21 protein-coding genes are annotated in these 13,839 nt (G+C 50.5%); 15 read left to right on the top strand and 6 right to left on the bottom strand.

Going from position 1 to position 13,839, the window contains the following annotated elements:
- Positions 1 to 7: 7 nt before the first annotated feature.
- From rpmJ to MXM41_RS22385, 9 genes are all read left to right on the top strand, one after another.
- Positions 8 to 124: a 50S ribosomal protein L36 gene (gene rpmJ, locus MXM41_RS22425; RefSeq protein WP_000868187.1), complete on the top strand. Its 117-nt coding sequence runs from the start codon at positions 8 to 10 to the stop codon at positions 122 to 124.
- A gap of 146 nt (positions 125 to 270) precedes the next feature.
- A complete protein-coding gene (gene rpsM, locus MXM41_RS22420) occupies positions 271 to 627 on the top strand; it encodes a 30S ribosomal protein S13 (protein WP_003031135.1) in 357 nt (118 codons plus the stop codon).
- Between the two features lie 16 nt (positions 628 to 643).
- The gene (gene rpsK / locus MXM41_RS22415) at positions 644 to 1,033 is read left to right on the top strand and encodes a 30S ribosomal protein S11 (RefSeq protein WP_003863312.1); all 390 of its coding nucleotides are present in this window, start codon (positions 644 to 646) and stop codon (positions 1,031 to 1,033) included.
- A gap of 34 nt (positions 1,034 to 1,067) precedes the next feature.
- Positions 1,068 to 1,688: a 30S ribosomal protein S4 gene (gene rpsD / locus MXM41_RS22410; protein WP_032614687.1), complete on the top strand. Its 621-nt coding sequence runs from the start codon at positions 1,068 to 1,070 to the stop codon at positions 1,686 to 1,688.
- A 25-nt stretch (positions 1,689 to 1,713) separates the two neighbouring features.
- On the top strand, positions 1,714 to 2,703 hold the full coding sequence (locus MXM41_RS22405) for a DNA-directed RNA polymerase subunit alpha (protein ID WP_002919219.1): 990 nt from the start codon (positions 1,714 to 1,716) through the stop codon (positions 2,701 to 2,703).
- 40 nt (positions 2,704 to 2,743) lie between these two features.
- A complete protein-coding gene (gene rplQ, locus MXM41_RS22400) occupies positions 2,744 to 3,127 on the top strand; it encodes a 50S ribosomal protein L17 (RefSeq protein ID WP_001216368.1) in 384 nt (127 codons plus the stop codon).
- A gap of 104 nt (positions 3,128 to 3,231) precedes the next feature.
- On the top strand, positions 3,232 to 3,600 hold the full coding sequence (locus MXM41_RS22395) for a DUF1992 domain-containing protein (RefSeq protein ID WP_325934466.1): 369 nt from the start codon (positions 3,232 to 3,234) through the stop codon (positions 3,598 to 3,600).
- Positions 3,601 to 3,602: 2 nt separating this feature from the next.
- Positions 3,603 to 4,028, top strand: a complete 426-nt coding sequence (zntR, locus tag MXM41_RS22390; protein ID WP_325934465.1) for a Zn(2+)-responsive transcriptional regulator — start codon at positions 3,603 to 3,605, stop codon at positions 4,026 to 4,028.
- Between the two features lie 55 nt (positions 4,029 to 4,083).
- The gene (locus MXM41_RS22385; RefSeq protein WP_325934470.1) at positions 4,084 to 4,329 is read left to right on the top strand and encodes an alternative ribosome-rescue factor A; all 246 of its coding nucleotides are present in this window, start codon (positions 4,084 to 4,086) and stop codon (positions 4,327 to 4,329) included.
- Here MXM41_RS22385 and mscL read toward each other — a convergent pair.
- From mscL to def, 5 genes are all read right to left on the bottom strand, one after another.
- A complete protein-coding gene (mscL, locus tag MXM41_RS22380) occupies positions 4,297 to 4,713 on the bottom strand; it encodes a large-conductance mechanosensitive channel protein MscL (RefSeq protein ID WP_325934464.1) in 417 nt (138 codons plus the stop codon). The genes MXM41_RS22385 and mscL overlap by 33 nt on opposite strands.
- Before the next feature lie 147 nt (positions 4,714 to 4,860).
- Positions 4,861 to 6,237: a Trk system potassium transporter TrkA gene (gene trkA / locus MXM41_RS22375; RefSeq protein WP_325934462.1), complete on the bottom strand. Its 1,377-nt coding sequence runs from the start codon at positions 6,235 to 6,237 to the stop codon at positions 4,861 to 4,863.
- A gap of 22 nt (positions 6,238 to 6,259) precedes the next feature.
- Entirely contained in the window at positions 6,260 to 7,546 is a 1,287-nt protein-coding gene (gene rsmB, locus MXM41_RS22370) for a 16S rRNA (cytosine(967)-C(5))-methyltransferase RsmB (protein ID WP_325934461.1), read from the bottom strand.
- A 52-nt stretch (positions 7,547 to 7,598) separates the two neighbouring features.
- Complete coding sequence (gene fmt, locus MXM41_RS22365) at positions 7,599 to 8,546, bottom strand: methionyl-tRNA formyltransferase (protein ID WP_325934459.1); 948 nt, start codon at positions 8,544 to 8,546, stop codon at positions 7,599 to 7,601.
- A gap of 25 nt (positions 8,547 to 8,571) precedes the next feature.
- Entirely contained in the window at positions 8,572 to 9,081 is a 510-nt protein-coding gene (def, locus tag MXM41_RS22360) for a peptide deformylase (RefSeq protein WP_032614674.1), read from the bottom strand.
- Positions 9,082 to 9,208: 127 nt separating this feature from the next.
- Here def and dprA point away from each other — a divergent pair, with 127 nt between their 5' ends.
- From dprA to MXM41_RS22330, 6 genes are read left to right on the top strand one after another with little or no spacing between them, the layout of a single operon-like run.
- Complete coding sequence (gene dprA / locus MXM41_RS22355; RefSeq protein WP_325934457.1) at positions 9,209 to 10,333, top strand: DNA-protecting protein DprA; 1,125 nt, start codon at positions 9,209 to 9,211, stop codon at positions 10,331 to 10,333.
- Positions 10,305 to 10,778, top strand: a complete 474-nt coding sequence (smg, locus tag MXM41_RS22350; protein ID WP_039032055.1) for a DUF494 family protein Smg — start codon at positions 10,305 to 10,307, stop codon at positions 10,776 to 10,778. Before dprA ends, smg begins: the two co-directional genes overlap by 29 nt.
- A gap of 26 nt (positions 10,779 to 10,804) precedes the next feature.
- Entirely contained in the window at positions 10,805 to 11,347 is a 543-nt protein-coding gene (locus MXM41_RS22345) for a type I DNA topoisomerase (RefSeq protein ID WP_325934456.1), read from the top strand.
- A 3-nt stretch (positions 11,348 to 11,350) separates the two neighbouring features.
- Positions 11,351 to 11,923: an L-threonylcarbamoyladenylate synthase type 1 TsaC gene (gene tsaC / locus MXM41_RS22340; protein WP_325934455.1), complete on the top strand. Its 573-nt coding sequence runs from the start codon at positions 11,351 to 11,353 to the stop codon at positions 11,921 to 11,923.
- Between the two features lie 4 nt (positions 11,924 to 11,927).
- A complete protein-coding gene (gene aroE / locus MXM41_RS22335; protein WP_325934454.1) occupies positions 11,928 to 12,746 on the top strand; it encodes a shikimate dehydrogenase in 819 nt (272 codons plus the stop codon).
- Positions 12,743 to 12,991, top strand: coding sequence for a DUF1488 domain-containing protein (locus MXM41_RS22330; protein WP_325934453.1), 249 nt, complete (start codon positions 12,743 to 12,745; stop codon positions 12,989 to 12,991). Before aroE ends, MXM41_RS22330 begins: the two co-directional genes overlap by 4 nt.
- Here the strand turns inward: MXM41_RS22330 and MXM41_RS22325 are convergent.
- The gene (locus MXM41_RS22325; protein WP_325934452.1) at positions 12,967 to 13,521 is read right to left on the bottom strand and encodes a gamma carbonic anhydrase family protein; all 555 of its coding nucleotides are present in this window, start codon (positions 13,519 to 13,521) and stop codon (positions 12,967 to 12,969) included. The two genes, MXM41_RS22330 and MXM41_RS22325, sit on opposite strands and share 25 nt — an antisense overlap.
- Positions 13,522 to 13,839 lie beyond the last annotated feature (318 nt).

Here is a 13,839-nt window from a genome sequence, read left to right as displayed (position 1 = left end):
AGTAAAAATGAAAGTTCGTGCTTCCGTCAAGAAATTATGCCGTAACTGCAAAATCGTTAAGCGTGATGGTGTCATCCGTGTGATTTGCAGTGCCGAGCCGAAGCATAAACAGCGCCAAGGCTGATTATTTCGCATATTTTTCTTGCAAAGTTGGGTTGAGCTGGCTAGATTAGCCAGCCAATCTTTTGTATGTCTGTACGTTTCCATTTGAGTATCCTGAAAACGGGCTTTTCAGCATGGTGCGTACATATTAAATAGTAGGAGTGCATAGTGGCCCGTATAGCAGGCATTAACATTCCTGATCAGAAACATGCTGTGATCGCATTAACTTCGATCTATGGCGTCGGCAAGACCCGTTCTAAAGCCATTCTGGCTGCAGCGGGTATCGCTGAAGATGTTAAGATCAGTGAGCTGTCTGAAGAACAAATCGACACGCTGCGTGACGAAGTTGCCAAATTTGTCGTTGAAGGTGATCTGCGCCGTGAAGTTAGCATGAGCATCAAGCGCCTGATGGATCTTGGTTGCTATCGCGGTTTGCGTCATCGTCGTGGTCTGCCAGTGCGCGGTCAGCGTACTAAGACCAACGCACGTACCCGTAAGGGTCCGCGCAAACCGATCAAGAAATAATCGGGGTGATTGAATAATGGCAAAGGCACCAGTTCGTGCACGTAAGCGTGTAAGAAAACAAGTCTCTGACGGCGTGGCTCATATCCATGCTTCTTTCAACAACACCATCGTTACTATTACTGATCGTCAGGGTAACGCACTGGGTTGGGCAACAGCCGGTGGTTCCGGTTTCCGTGGTTCTCGCAAATCCACTCCGTTCGCAGCTCAGGTTGCAGCAGAGCGTTGCGCTGAAGCCGTAAAAGAATACGGCATCAAGAATCTGGAAGTTATGGTAAAAGGTCCGGGTCCGGGTCGCGAATCTACCGTTCGTGCTCTGAACGCCGCTGGTTTCCGCATCACTAATATTACTGATGTGACTCCGATCCCTCATAACGGTTGTCGTCCGCCGAAAAAACGTCGCGTATAACGCGTTCGTTTTCCAGGTTTGTTGGAGATAGAAAATGGCAAGATATTTGGGTCCTAAGCTCAAGCTGAGCCGTCGTGAGGGCACCGACTTATTCCTTAAGTCTGGCGTTCGCGCGATCGATACCAAGTGTAAAATTGAACAAGCTCCTGGCCAGCACGGTGCGCGTAAACCGCGTCTGTCTGACTATGGTGTGCAGTTGCGTGAAAAGCAGAAAGTTCGCCGTATGTACGGTGTGCTGGAGCGTCAGTTCCGTAACTACTATAAAGAAGCAGCACGTCTGAAAGGCAACACCGGTGAAAACCTGTTGGCTCTGCTGGAAGGTCGTCTGGACAACGTTGTATACCGTATGGGCTTTGGCGCCACTCGTGCTGAAGCACGTCAGATGGTTAGCCATAAAGCAATCATGGTAAACGGTCGTGTTGTTAACATCGCTTCTTATCAGGTTAAAGCGAATGACGTTGTTAGCATTCGTGAGAAAGCGAAAAAGCAATCTCGCGTGAAAGCCGCTCTGGAGCTGGCTGAGCAGCGTGAAAAGCCAACCTGGCTGGAAGTTGATGCTGGCAAGATGGAAGGTACGTTCAAGCGTCAGCCAGAACGTTCTGATCTGTCTGCGGACATTAACGAACACCTGATCGTCGAGCTTTACTCCAAGTAAAGCTTAGTACCAAAGAGAGGACACAATGCAGGGTTCTGTGACAGAGTTTCTAAAACCGCGCCTGGTAGATATCGAGCAAGTGAGTTCGACGCACGCCAAGGTGACCCTTGAGCCTTTAGAGCGTGGCTTTGGCCATACTCTGGGTAACGCACTGCGCCGTATTCTGCTCTCATCGATGCCGGGTTGCGCGGTGACCGAGGTTGAGATTGATGGTGTACTTCATGAGTACAGCACCAAAGAAGGCGTTCAGGAAGATATCCTTGAAATCCTGCTCAACCTGAAAGGGCTGGCGGTGAGAGTTCAGGGTAAAGATGAAGTTATTCTTACTCTGAATAAATCTGGCATTGGCCCTGTGACTGCAGCCGACATCACCCACGACGGTGATGTTGAAATCGTCAAGCCGCAGCACGTGATCTGCCACCTGACCGATGAGAACGCAGCTATTAGCATGCGTATCAAAGTTCAGCGCGGTCGTGGTTATGTGCCGGCTTCTGCCCGAATTCATTCGGAAGAAGATGAGCGCCCAATCGGCCGTCTGCTGGTCGACGCATGCTACAGCCCTGTAGAGCGTATTGCCTACAATGTTGAAGCAGCGCGTGTAGAACAGCGTACCGACCTGGACAAGCTGGTCATCGAAATGGAAACCAACGGCACAATCGATCCTGAAGAGGCGATTCGTCGTGCGGCAACCATCCTGGCAGAACAACTGGAAGCTTTCGTTGACTTACGTGATGTACGTCAGCCGGAAGTGAAAGAAGAGAAACCAGAATTCGATCCGATCCTGCTGCGCCCTGTTGACGATCTGGAATTGACTGTCCGCTCTGCTAACTGCCTCAAGGCAGAAGCTATCCACTATATCGGTGATCTGGTACAGCGTACCGAGGTTGAGTTGCTGAAAACGCCGAACCTGGGTAAAAAATCTCTTACCGAGATTAAAGACGTGCTGGCTTCACGTGGTCTGTCTCTGGGCATGCGCCTGGAAAACTGGCCACCGGCAAGCATTGCTGACGAGTAACCGGATCACAGGTTAAGGTTTTACTGAGAAGGATAAGGTCATGCGCCATCGTAAGAGTGGTCGTCAACTGAACCGCAACAGCAGCCATCGCCAGGCTATGTTCCGCAACATGGCAGGTTCACTGGTTCGTCATGAAATCATCAAGACGACCCTGCCTAAAGCGAAAGAGCTGCGTCGCGTAGTTGAGCCGCTGATTACTCTTGCCAAGACTGACAGCGTTGCTAATCGTCGTCTGGCATTCGCCCGTACTCGTGATAACGAGATCGTGGCAAAACTGTTTAACGAACTGGGCCCGCGTTTCGCGAGCCGTGCCGGTGGTTACACTCGTATTCTGAAGTGTGGTTTCCGTGCAGGCGACAACGCGCCGATGGCTTACATCGAGCTGGTTGATCGTTCAGAGAAAGCAGAAGCTGCTGCAGAGTAATTTGCAGTAACGTAAAAAAACCCGCCCCGGCGGGTTTTTTTATATCTGCTGAATCCCCATTTCTACACTAGTCAGATTCATTTCCTTTTCTCTGGAGTTTTGCTATGTGGTTACTTGACCAATGGGCAGAACGACATATTCTGGATGCCCAACGTAAGGGTGAATTCGATAATCTGCCCGGTAATGGTCAGCCGCTTATACTGGAAGATGATTCACATGTCCCAGAAGAGCTGCGCGCGGGTTATCGCATGTTGAAAAATGCAGGTTGTCTTCCTCCTCAACTTGAACAGCGTAAAGAGGCGGTCGCGCTTTCTAAATTGCTTACTACGATCCGAGAAGACTCCGCTGAGCATGCCGATTTCACTCGCCGTCTAGCTCTTCTGGAGCTTAAGCTGCGCCAGGCGGGAGTCAGTACTGAATTTCTGCACGGCGATTATGCCGAACGACTAACGCAAAAAATAAAGGAGGACTAGCCATGTATCGTATTGGCGAACTTGCGAAGCTGGCTGACGTCACCCCTGATACCATTCGTTATTACGAAAAGCAGCAAATGATGGAACATGAGGTACGCACCGAAGGTGGCTTCCGGCTATATACCGACCGGGATCTTCAGCGGCTCAAGTTTATTCGTCATGCACGACAGCTGGGATTTACTCTTGATTCGATCCGTGAATTGCTCTCGATCCGCATCGATCCTGAACATCATACCTGTCAGGAATCAAAAAGCATTGTTCAGGCGAGATTGAGTGAAGTCGAAGCGCGTATCGAAGAGCTACAAACCATGCGGCTCTCATTGCAGCGGCTGAATGATGCCTGTTGCGGTACGGCACATAGCAGCGTTTACTGTTCCATTCTGGAAACTCTGGAACAAGGAGCAAATGGCGGGGCTCGTGGACATTGATTTTATTGTCAGCACCCTCTACACTCGCGTCGATATTTTGAACACTGGAGAAAGTATGAGCCATTACCAGCACAAGAAAGGTCAGATCAACGATAATGCCATCGAAGCACTACTACATGATCCCTTATTCAGACAGCGAATCGAGAAAAATAAGAAAGGAAAAGGAAGTTATCTGCGTAAAACTAAACATGCAAAGCGGGGTAACTGGGAGGCCAGTGGCAAGCAAGCGAATCGCTTTCTTACCACTGGTCTTCTTGCTTACAGAGACTTACAAAGTGCGGTTGTTTTGCGCTTTCAGTAAGTCACGAATTTCAGTAAGCAGAACTTCTTCCTTCGATGGTGCTGGCGGCGCTGCCGGCTCTTCTTTTTTCTTACGATTTAATCTGTTGATGAGCTTAATGGCCATAAAGATGGCGAAAGCAACGATCACAAAATCAAAAACGTTTTGAATAAATACGCCATAGTGCATTACTACTGCAGGGATATCACCTTGTGCTTCACGCAGTGTTATGGCGAATTGTTTGAAATCGATCCCGCCAATTAACAGGCCCAATGGGGGCATGATGATGTCGGCAACCAGTGATGAAACGATCTTGCCAAAAGCCGCACCAATAATCACACCCACAGCCAAATCCACTACATTTCCGCGCATCGCAAATTCGCGAAATTCTTTGATAAAACTCATTTTGTTCTCCTTGTGCCAGCTGACAAATACAAGTTTAACAAATCATTAGCAGATTGCCATTGAAGAGAGACATGCGTCACAGAAATTTAACCCTTACTTATTATTGGGTTAAAAAGAAAAGGTGCTAATAACAGCACCTTTCAGGGGTTACAGGAAGAAAGGACTTGGCTGGAACAAACGTTCAACGTCGGTGATAAACTTTTTATCTGTCAGGAACATAATGACGTGATCGCCCTGCTCGATACGTAAATTGTCATTGGCAATCATTACATCATTACCCCGTACCACTGCACCAATAATGGTGCCCGGTGGAAGTTTAATCTCATCAATAGTACGCCCAACCACACGGGACGTGCTTTCATCGCCATGCGCCACGGCTTCAATAGCTTCTGCCACACCACGGCGCAGGGAAGAGACGCCGACGATATCTGCTTTACGTACATGGCTCAGCAGGGCAGAGATAGTGGCCTGTTGCGGCGAAATCGCAATATCAATCACGCTTCCCTGTACCAGATCGACATAAGCACGACGCTGAATCAGCACCATGACCTTTTTCGCACCCATCCGTTTTGCCAGCATCGCCGACATAATGTTTGCTTCATCGTCGTTGGTAACAGCGATGAAAAGATCAACCTGATCGATATGCTCTTCAGCAAGCAACTCTTGATCCGACGCATCACCATAAAAAACGATCGTATTTTGCAGTTTTTCAGCCAGCTCAGCGGCGCGCTGCTGATCGCGTTCGATCAATTTTACGCTGTAATCCTTTTCCAGCTGTCGGGCCAGACCCGCGCCAATATTACCGCCTCCGACCAGCATGATTCGTTTATACGGCTTTTCCAGCCGCTGAAGCTCACTCATTACCGCACGTATATGCTGTGATGCAGCAATAAAGAAGACCTCATCACCAGCCTCGACAATAGTTGAGCCTTGCGGTCGTATAGGGCGGTCATGACGGAAAATTGCAGCGACGCGCGTATCGATATGCGGCATATGCTCGCGCATCGTAGAGAGCGCGTTACCTATTAACGGGCCCCCGTAGTAGGCTTTGACTACCGCAAGACTAACCTTGCCTTCCGCAAAATTCACCACCTGCAGTGCGCCAGGGTATTCAATCAGCCGGTAAATACTGTCGATAACCAGCTGTTCCGGGGCAATTAAATGATCGATAGGCACCGCATCGGAACTGAACAGCTTATCGGCATCACGAACATAATCTGGCGAACGGATACGCGCGATTCGGTTTGGAGTGTTAAATAACGAATAGGCCACCTGACAGGCAACCATATTGGTTTCATCTGAACTGGTGACCGCAACCAGCATGTCTGCGTCATCAGCCCCGGCTTCTCGCAACACTCGCGGGTGAGAGCCATGCCCCTGAACGACGCGCAGATCGAATTTATCCTGCAGTCCACGCAGACGATCGCCATTGGTATCAACGATAGTGATGTCGTTATTCTCACCGACCAGGTTTTCTGCCAGCGTTCCGCCTACCTGTCCCGCGCCCAGAATGATTATTTTCATATCTTGTGACCCGTTATCAACATCACTCTTTGATTAGCTTAGCGTAAAAGAAGCCATCGCCTTCTTCCGCCCCAGGCAGGTTTTGTTTGCCGGGCAAAGCAGGGGTGCCGGTCAGATGCAGACGAGCATTAGGGGTGCGCTTCAGAAATGCTGCGATCTGCTGACTATTCTCTTCCGGCAGTACAGAGCAGGTAGCATAAACCAGCGTCCCGCCTGTTTTCAGATGTGGCCAGATAGCGTCAAGGATCTCTGACTGTAGCTGTGCCAGTTCATTAATATCCCGATCGCGGCGCAACCATTTGATATCCGGATGACGACGGATAACTCCCGTAGCGGAGCAAGGTGCATCCAGCAAAATTCGATCGAACTGCTCATCCCCACACCACTGTGCAGGCGTTCGACCATCACCCTGCTTAACCTCGGCCTTCATACCCAGGCGTTTAAGGTTATCGTAGACGCGGGAAAGACGCTGTTCGTCAATGTCGATAGCCATCACGCTGGCCTGCGGCGCGACCTCCAGAATATGTGTCGTTTTACCGCCCGGCGCCGCGCAAAGATCGAGGATACGATCGCCATTCTGCGGATCAAGCCAGGTCATACACCCTTGTGCTGAGGCATCCTGAACGGTGACCCATCCCTGTTCAAATCCAGGAAGTGCATGTACCGGAGCAGGGGCCGCCAGACGAACCGCATCGCTGTATTCAGCATGAGGAAATCCGGTCATTCCGGCTTCTTCAAGCAGTGCCAACCAGGCATCACGGGAGTGGTGATTGCGGTTAACGCGTAACCACATCGGTGGACGCTGATTATTGGCATAAATTAGCGCTTCCCATTCTTTGGGGTAGGCCTTTTGCAACCGTTTTAATAACCAGTCTGGATGCAGGAAACGTTTTTCCGTGCGGGCAAACTCTGCCAGAAGCTCATCCTGTTGACGCTGAAACTGACGCAACACGCCGTTGATCAGCCCTTTAAGCTGTGGGCGCTTTACCGCAATCGCGCCTTCTACAGTCTCTGCCAGTGCGGCATGAGGCGGAATGCGGGTATACAATAACTGGTAAAATCCGACGATGATCAGATAGTGAACAACGCGCTGCTTGCCTGCCATTGGGCGCGCCATGAGCTTGCCGATCAACCATTCCAGCTGGGGTAACGTGCGCAGGACACCAAAGCACAACTCCTGAAGCAGTGCCTTATCTTTATCGGAAACTTTTTGCTGTAGCGGTGGCAGGACATTGCTCAGTGACTGGCCTTGTTCGACCACTTGCTCAATTGCCTGTGCTGCCAGGCTGCGTAAATTTTGTTTTTTCATAACCGCAAAAATAAAAATGCCCGGAAACACCGGGCCTTAATTTGAGATGATCTCAGGCGAGATTGTTGCCAGGCGTAAACCATTCACGGCGGGAGTTCAGAAGGTCCTGCGCGCTCATGGCTTTTTTACCTGCAGGTTGTAAGGATTCCAGATTAAGAATCCCTTCAACTGTCGCGACCTGAATACCCTGTTTACTGGCTTCGATAATTGTTCCCGGCGCAGCGTTAGTATTGCCATTAATTACAGAAGCCTTCCAGACTTTCACCGGCTGCCCGTCTATCTCAAGCCAGCTCATTGGCCACGGATTAAAGGCCCGGATACAACGTTCAAGCTGGACTGCTGAGAGAGACCAGTCGAGGCGAGCCTCTTCTTTGCTAAGCTTTTCAGCATAGGTCACCAGGGCTTCATCCTGGACTTCTGGTTGAGTCCGGTTCTCTGCCAGCTGTTGCAGGGTATCAATCAGGCCTTTTGGCCCAAGCTCTGCCAGTTTGTTGTACAGGGTGGCACTGGTGTCTTCGGCAGTAATAGGGCAAGAGAGTTTATACAGCATGTCGCCGGTATCCAGCCCTACGTCCATTTGCATAATCGTCACGCCAGTATCGCTATCTCCAGCCCATAACGAACGTTGTATCGGCGCTGCGCCCCGCCAGCGTGGAAGTAGTGAACCGTGTACATTAATACAGCCCAGACGCGGCATATCAAGAACCGCTTTTGGCAGGATGAGGCCATAGGCCACAACCACCATGACATCAGCATTTAACTGAGCAACCAGTTGCTGATTTTCCTGCGGTCTTAACGAAGCAGGCTGAAATACCGGTAAACCATGATCTTCTGCCAGTACCTTAACCGGGCTCGGCATCAATTTTTTACCACGGCCAGCTGGACGATCGGGCTGGGTAAACACGCCCACAACCTGATGGCCAGACGACAACAGCGCGTCCAGATGGCGCGCTGCGAAGTCAGGTGTTCCTGCAAAGATGATACGTAGTGATGTAGACACGTTATTCCTTGTATCCGGGGTCACATTATGCGCGAGCGCGCATGCGATCCAGCTTCTCTACTTTCTGACGAATACGCTGCTGCTTCAGGGGAGAGAGATAATCGATAAACAGTTTACCAACCAGATGATCCATCTCATGCTGAATGCAGATGGCCAGCAGATCGTCCGCTTCCAGTTCGAACGGTTTTCCGTCGCGATCAAGCGCACGAATTTTGACTTTTTCTGCACGCGGTACCAGCGCTCTCTGCTCCGGGATAGAGAGACAGCCTTCTTCAATACCGGTTTCACCGCTTTTTTCCAGGAGCTCCGGGTTAATTAAAACCAGGCGCTCTTCGCGGTTTTCAGAAACGTCGATGACGATGATGCGCTGGTGAATATCCACCTGTGTAGCAGCGAGGCCAATGCCTTCTTCGGCATACATCGTATCGAACATATCATCAATGATACGTTGGGTTTCTGCATTCACTTCTTTAACCGGCTCGGCGACTTTGCGAAGACGCTCGTCCGGAATATGTAACACTTGCAAAACTGCCATATATTTCCAGAGTCATGTTCAGGAGTTGATAAGAATATAACCTCTATTCTAGACAAAACCCCCTCTGATTGACAGCATCAGTGACCAATCGCAAAGATTGCTATAGCGGCTTGTGGCAGGGGAAAGGATGACATCCACAGAGATTTGGCTACGTCTGATAAGCACTGGAGATTTGTACGGCGACAAGATGGTGGCATTAGCGCATCAGCTGCAACGTGAAACCCATATTGATGCCGCTCTGCTGGTGGAAATGGGGCTCACCCATAAACAAAAAGAGAAGTTTTTATCGATTTCACAGCGTGAGATCGAGCGCAGCATGACATGGCTGGAGGAGCAGGAGCACCATCTGATATGTGCGGATCATGCCCTCTATCCAGATCAGTTACGCGCTATTGCCGATTATCCAGGGGCCTTGTTCGTTAAGGGCAACCTTGAGGTACTGTCAAGCCTGCAACTGGCCGTTGTTGGCAGCCGTTCTCACTCATGGTATGGGGAGCGATGGGGCAAACTTCTTTGTGAGCAGTTAGCCCTGGCGGGTCTTACAATTACCAGCGGCCTGGCCTGTGGAATTGATGGCGTCGCGCATCGGGCTGCGCTCAGCGTTAAAGGCAAAAGCGTCGCGGTTCTGGGGAACGGTCTGGCAGATATCTACCCTCGCCGCCATACATCCCTGGCCAGGCAGCTTGTAGAGAGCGGCGGCGCTGTCATCTCTGAGTTTTCACTTGCTACACCTCCGTGGCCGGGTAATTTTCCTCGTCGTAATCGTATCATTAGCGGCCTCAGTCAGGGGGTGCTCGTTATAGAAGCCATGATAAGAAGCGGCTCGCTTGTTACCGCAAAATGTGCGCTTGAACAGGGGCGTGAAGTCTTTGCATTACCAGGCGCAATAGGAAACCCGGGTAGCGAAGGTCCTCACTGGTTAATAAAGCAAGGGGCGACGCCCGTGACGGCAGCAGAAGATATTCTTGAAAGTTTGCAAAACGGACTGAAATGGCTGCCACAGGATCCCGAAAATTGGCTTTATTCATCAGATCAGGACCAGGTAGCATTGCCATTTCCTGAGCTCCTGGCTAACGTAGGAGATGAGGTAACACCTGTTGACGTTGTCGCTGAACGTGCCGGCCAACCTGTGCCAGTAACGGTAGCACAGCTACTTGAACTGGAGTTAGCAGGATGGATCGCAGCTGTACCCGGCGGCTATGTCCGATTAAGGAGGGCAAGCCATGTTCGACGTACTCATGTATTTGTTTGAGACTTACATCCATAACGAAGCTGAAGCACGCGTGGATCAGGACAAACTCACACGCGATCTCACCGATGCAGGTTTCGAACGGGAAGATATTTACAACGCGTTAATATGGCTGGAAAAACTGGCTGATTATCAGGAAGGCCTTGCCGAGCCGATGCAGTTAGTTTCCGATCCACTGTCTGTACGCATCTATACGGCTGAAGAGTGTGAAAGGCTGGATGCCAGTTGCCGGGGATTTATCTTATTCCTGGAACAGATTCAGGTGCTGAACCTCGAAACGCGAGAAATGGTGATAGAGCGCGTCATGGCGCTGGATACCGCAGAATTTGAGCTGGAAGATCTCAAGTGGGTCATCCTGATGGTTCTGTTCAATATTCCAGGGTGTGAAAATGCCTATCAGCAAATGGAAGAATTACTCTTTGAAGTGAATGAAGGTATGCTGCATTAATTCATCATGCAGCACCAAGAGTTGTTATGGCCAAATCAGCACTATTTACGGTGCGTAAAAATGAGCCCTGTCCGCATTGTGGGGCAGATCTTGTTATCCGGTCCGGTAAACACGGGCCGTTTCTCGGTTGTTCACACTATCCAGAATGTGATTATGTCCGTCCCCTGAAAAGTCAGGCGGACGGACATATCGTTAAAGTTCTGGAGGGGCAGGCGTGTCCGCAATGTGGCGGCGATCTGGCGCTGCGCCAGGGGCGTTTCGGCATGTTTATCGGCTGCAGTCGCTATCCCGAATGCGATCACACGGAACAGATCGATAAACCTGATGAAACAGCCGTAGCCTGCCCGCAATGTGGTAACGGCCATCTTGTGCAACGCCGTTCACGCTACGGTAAGACATTTCACTCCTGCGATCGTTATCCTGAATGTCAGTTCGTTACCAATTTCAAACCGGTAGTGGGTAGCTGCCCTGAATGCCATTACCCGCTACTCATCGAGAAAAAAACGGCGCAAGGTATGAAGCGCTTCTGCGCCAGTAAACAATGTGGAAAGCCGGTTTCGGCGGATTAAAAAGTGAATAATAACCTGCAATCAGGCTCCGTTGCGCATGCAGTGGACGTGCTGAAGAATGAAGAAGTCATCGCCTATCCAACAGAAGCTGTTTTTGGGGTGGGGTGCGATCCCGACAGCGAAGTAGCCGTAACACGCTTATTAACGTTAAAACAGAGACCGGTAGAAAAAGGCCTGATTTTAATTGCTGCCAGTTTCGAACAACTTAAACCTTATATTGATGATTCCATGTTGACGTCATCGCAGCGTGAAACCATTTTTTCATCCTGGCCGGGGCCGGTAACTTTTGTATTCCCGGCAAGGCCGACTACACCAGAATGGCTGACGGGGCGTTTCGACTCGCTTGCGGTGCGCGTAACGGACCATCCATTGGTTATCGAGCTGTGTAATCGTTTTGGTAAGCCGCTGGTATCTACCAGTGCCAATCTGACGGGATTACCTCCCTGCCGTACTTCAGAAGAGGTGTTAGCGCAGTTTGGTGACGATTTTCCTGTGGTCATCGGTGAGACAGGTGGCCGCCTGAATCCGTCAGAAATTCGTGATGCTTTGACCGGCGAACGTTTTCGCCAGGGGTAATCAGATGGAAGCGTACGCCGTTTTTGGTAATCCAGTTGCTCATAGCAAATCGCCGTTCATTCACCAGCAATTCGCGCAACAACTGCATATCGAACACCCTTATGGTCGTGTGCTCGCGCCCGTGGATGCCTTTGTAGCAACGCTGGATGCCTTTTTTGCTGGTGGCGGAAAAGGGGCAAATGTCACCGTGCCCTTTAAGGAGCAGGCATTCGAGCGCGCTGACGAGTTAACAGAGCGCGCTTCGCTTGCGGGGGCAGTCAATACGCTCAAGCGACTTGAAGATGGCCGCATTCTGGGTGACAACACAGATGGCATTGGCTTGCTGAGCGATCTTGAACGGCTGTCATTTATCAAACCCGGCGCGCGTGTTCTGCTCATTGGTGCAGGCGGCGCAGCGCGGGGTGTCATTTTACCTCTGCTCTCCCTGGATTGCGCAGTCACCATTACGAACCGTACTTACTCCCGGGCAGAGGCGCTGGCCGCTTTATTTGCCCATACCGGCAGCATTCATGCAGTAGCAATGGATGCGCTGAACGACCATGAATTTGACCTAATCATTAATGCGACCTCAAGCGGTATTGGCGGCGATGTTCCCGTTATCCCTGCGTCATTAATCAATAAACATGTTTATTGCTATGACATGTTCTATCAGCAAGGTAAAACGCCTTTTCTGAGCTGGTGTGAACATCAAGGTGCCAAATATCTTGCTGATGGGCTGGGGATGCTGGTGGGGCAGGCTGCGCATGCGGTGTTGCTCTGGCACGGTGTGCTGCCGGATGTGGAGCCGGTCATTGAGAAACTTAAACTGGAGCTATCGGCATGAATCAGGCAATCCAGTTCCCAGATCGAGAAGACTGGGATGAAGACAAGCTGGCTGTCTGTTTTCCTGCGCTGGTGAATGGCATGCAAATGATGTGTGCCATTGAAGGGGTAACGCTGGCACGTCGTTTTGGCGACGGTATACCGCTTGATACGTTTCGTGAACATCGCTGGGATCTGGAAGAAGAAGCCAGCGATGCGATCCGCAAGGGTGAAGAGGACGATCAGGGATGGTTCTGGCTCTCCTGATCCAGATAATCATTCTTCCATTTAACGTAGTTATTGGCTGAATACTTCAATCCTTCTATTTCCGCCTCCGTCAGGGGGCGAATCTGTTTTACCGGACTCCCTAAATAGAGAAAGCCGCTTTCAAGCCGTTTGTTTTGCGGGACCAGGCTGCCGGCACCAATCATTACGTCATCTTCCACTACGACACCATCCAGCAAAATAGATCCCATGCCAACCAGAACGCGACTGCCGATCGTGCAGCCGTGCAACATCACTTTATGACCGACAGTGACGTCTTCACCGACGATCAGGGGATTACCTTCAGGCTTATAAGAGGATTTATGGGTGACATGCAGCACGCTGCCATCCTGAATATTGGTACGTGCGCCGATGGCGACGTAGTTAACATCGCCACGAATGGCGACCAGCGGCCAGATACTGACATCATCTCCCAGTCTGACATCGCCAATGACCACGCTGCTACTGTCGATCATGACGCGATCGCCTTGTTTTGGGAAAAGATCTTTATAGGGACGGATTACTGCAGACATATCAACCTCGACTGATGTGCGTTCTATAAAAGACTTTGATCCCATTACTCAGCTTGATCAAGAGAAAATCACGTCATTATTTGAGCAGATCGGGTGGGATTTCAGCGGAAAGAACGAAAAAAGAACAGTCAGAAGAAAAGATCAAAAAAATGCTTGTGCTAAAAAATGGGATCCCTATAATGCGCCTCCATCGACACGGCGGATGTGAATCACTTCACACAAACAGCCGGGCCGGTTGAAGAGAAAAGCGAAAATAATCGCTTGACTCTGAAAGAGGAAAGCGTAATATACGCCACCTCGCAACGGTGAGCGAAAGCC

Origin of the sequence: Leclercia adecarboxylata (genome assembly GCF_035787115.1) — a bacterium.
GTDB lineage: Bacteria > Pseudomonadota > Gammaproteobacteria > Enterobacterales > Enterobacteriaceae > Enterobacter > Enterobacter adecarboxylatus_E.
Note: the sequence above shows the minus strand (reverse complement) of the source record. Positions and strands in the feature narration are given on the sequence as shown.

Coding starts and splice junctions, on each gene's coding strand:
- rpmJ (WP_000868187.1), top strand. CDS start 8: ATGAAAGTTCGTGCTTCCGTCAAGAAATTATGCCGTAACTGCAAAATC.
- rpsK (WP_003863312.1), top strand. CDS start 644: ATGGCAAAGGCACCAGTTCGTGCACGTAAGCGTGTAAGAAAACAAGTC.
- rpsD (WP_032614687.1), top strand. CDS start 1,068: ATGGCAAGATATTTGGGTCCTAAGCTCAAGCTGAGCCGTCGTGAGGGC.
- MXM41_RS22405 (WP_002919219.1), top strand. CDS start 1,714: ATGCAGGGTTCTGTGACAGAGTTTCTAAAACCGCGCCTGGTAGATATC.
- rplQ (WP_001216368.1), top strand. CDS start 2,744: ATGCGCCATCGTAAGAGTGGTCGTCAACTGAACCGCAACAGCAGCCAT.
- MXM41_RS22395 (WP_325934466.1), top strand. CDS start 3,232: ATGTGGTTACTTGACCAATGGGCAGAACGACATATTCTGGATGCCCAA.
- zntR (WP_325934465.1), top strand. CDS start 3,603: ATGTATCGTATTGGCGAACTTGCGAAGCTGGCTGACGTCACCCCTGAT.
- MXM41_RS22385 (WP_325934470.1), top strand. CDS start 4,084: ATGAGCCATTACCAGCACAAGAAAGGTCAGATCAACGATAATGCCATC.
- mscL (WP_325934464.1), bottom strand. CDS start 4,713: ATGAGTTTTATCAAAGAATTTCGCGAATTTGCGATGCGCGGAAATGTA.
- trkA (WP_325934462.1), bottom strand. CDS start 6,237: ATGAAAATAATCATTCTGGGCGCGGGACAGGTAGGCGGAACGCTGGCA.
- rsmB (WP_325934461.1), bottom strand. CDS start 7,546: ATGAAAAAACAAAATTTACGCAGCCTGGCAGCACAGGCAATTGAGCAA.
- def (WP_032614674.1), bottom strand. CDS start 9,081: ATGGCAGTTTTGCAAGTGTTACATATTCCGGACGAGCGTCTTCGCAAA.
- dprA (WP_325934457.1), top strand. CDS start 9,209: ATGACATCCACAGAGATTTGGCTACGTCTGATAAGCACTGGAGATTTG.
- smg (WP_039032055.1), top strand. CDS start 10,305: ATGTTCGACGTACTCATGTATTTGTTTGAGACTTACATCCATAACGAA.
- MXM41_RS22345 (WP_325934456.1), top strand. CDS start 10,805: ATGGCCAAATCAGCACTATTTACGGTGCGTAAAAATGAGCCCTGTCCG.
- aroE (WP_325934454.1), top strand. CDS start 11,928: ATGGAAGCGTACGCCGTTTTTGGTAATCCAGTTGCTCATAGCAAATCG.
- MXM41_RS22330 (WP_325934453.1), top strand. CDS start 12,743: ATGAATCAGGCAATCCAGTTCCCAGATCGAGAAGACTGGGATGAAGAC.
- MXM41_RS22325 (WP_325934452.1), bottom strand. CDS start 13,521: ATGTCTGCAGTAATCCGTCCCTATAAAGATCTTTTCCCAAAACAAGGC.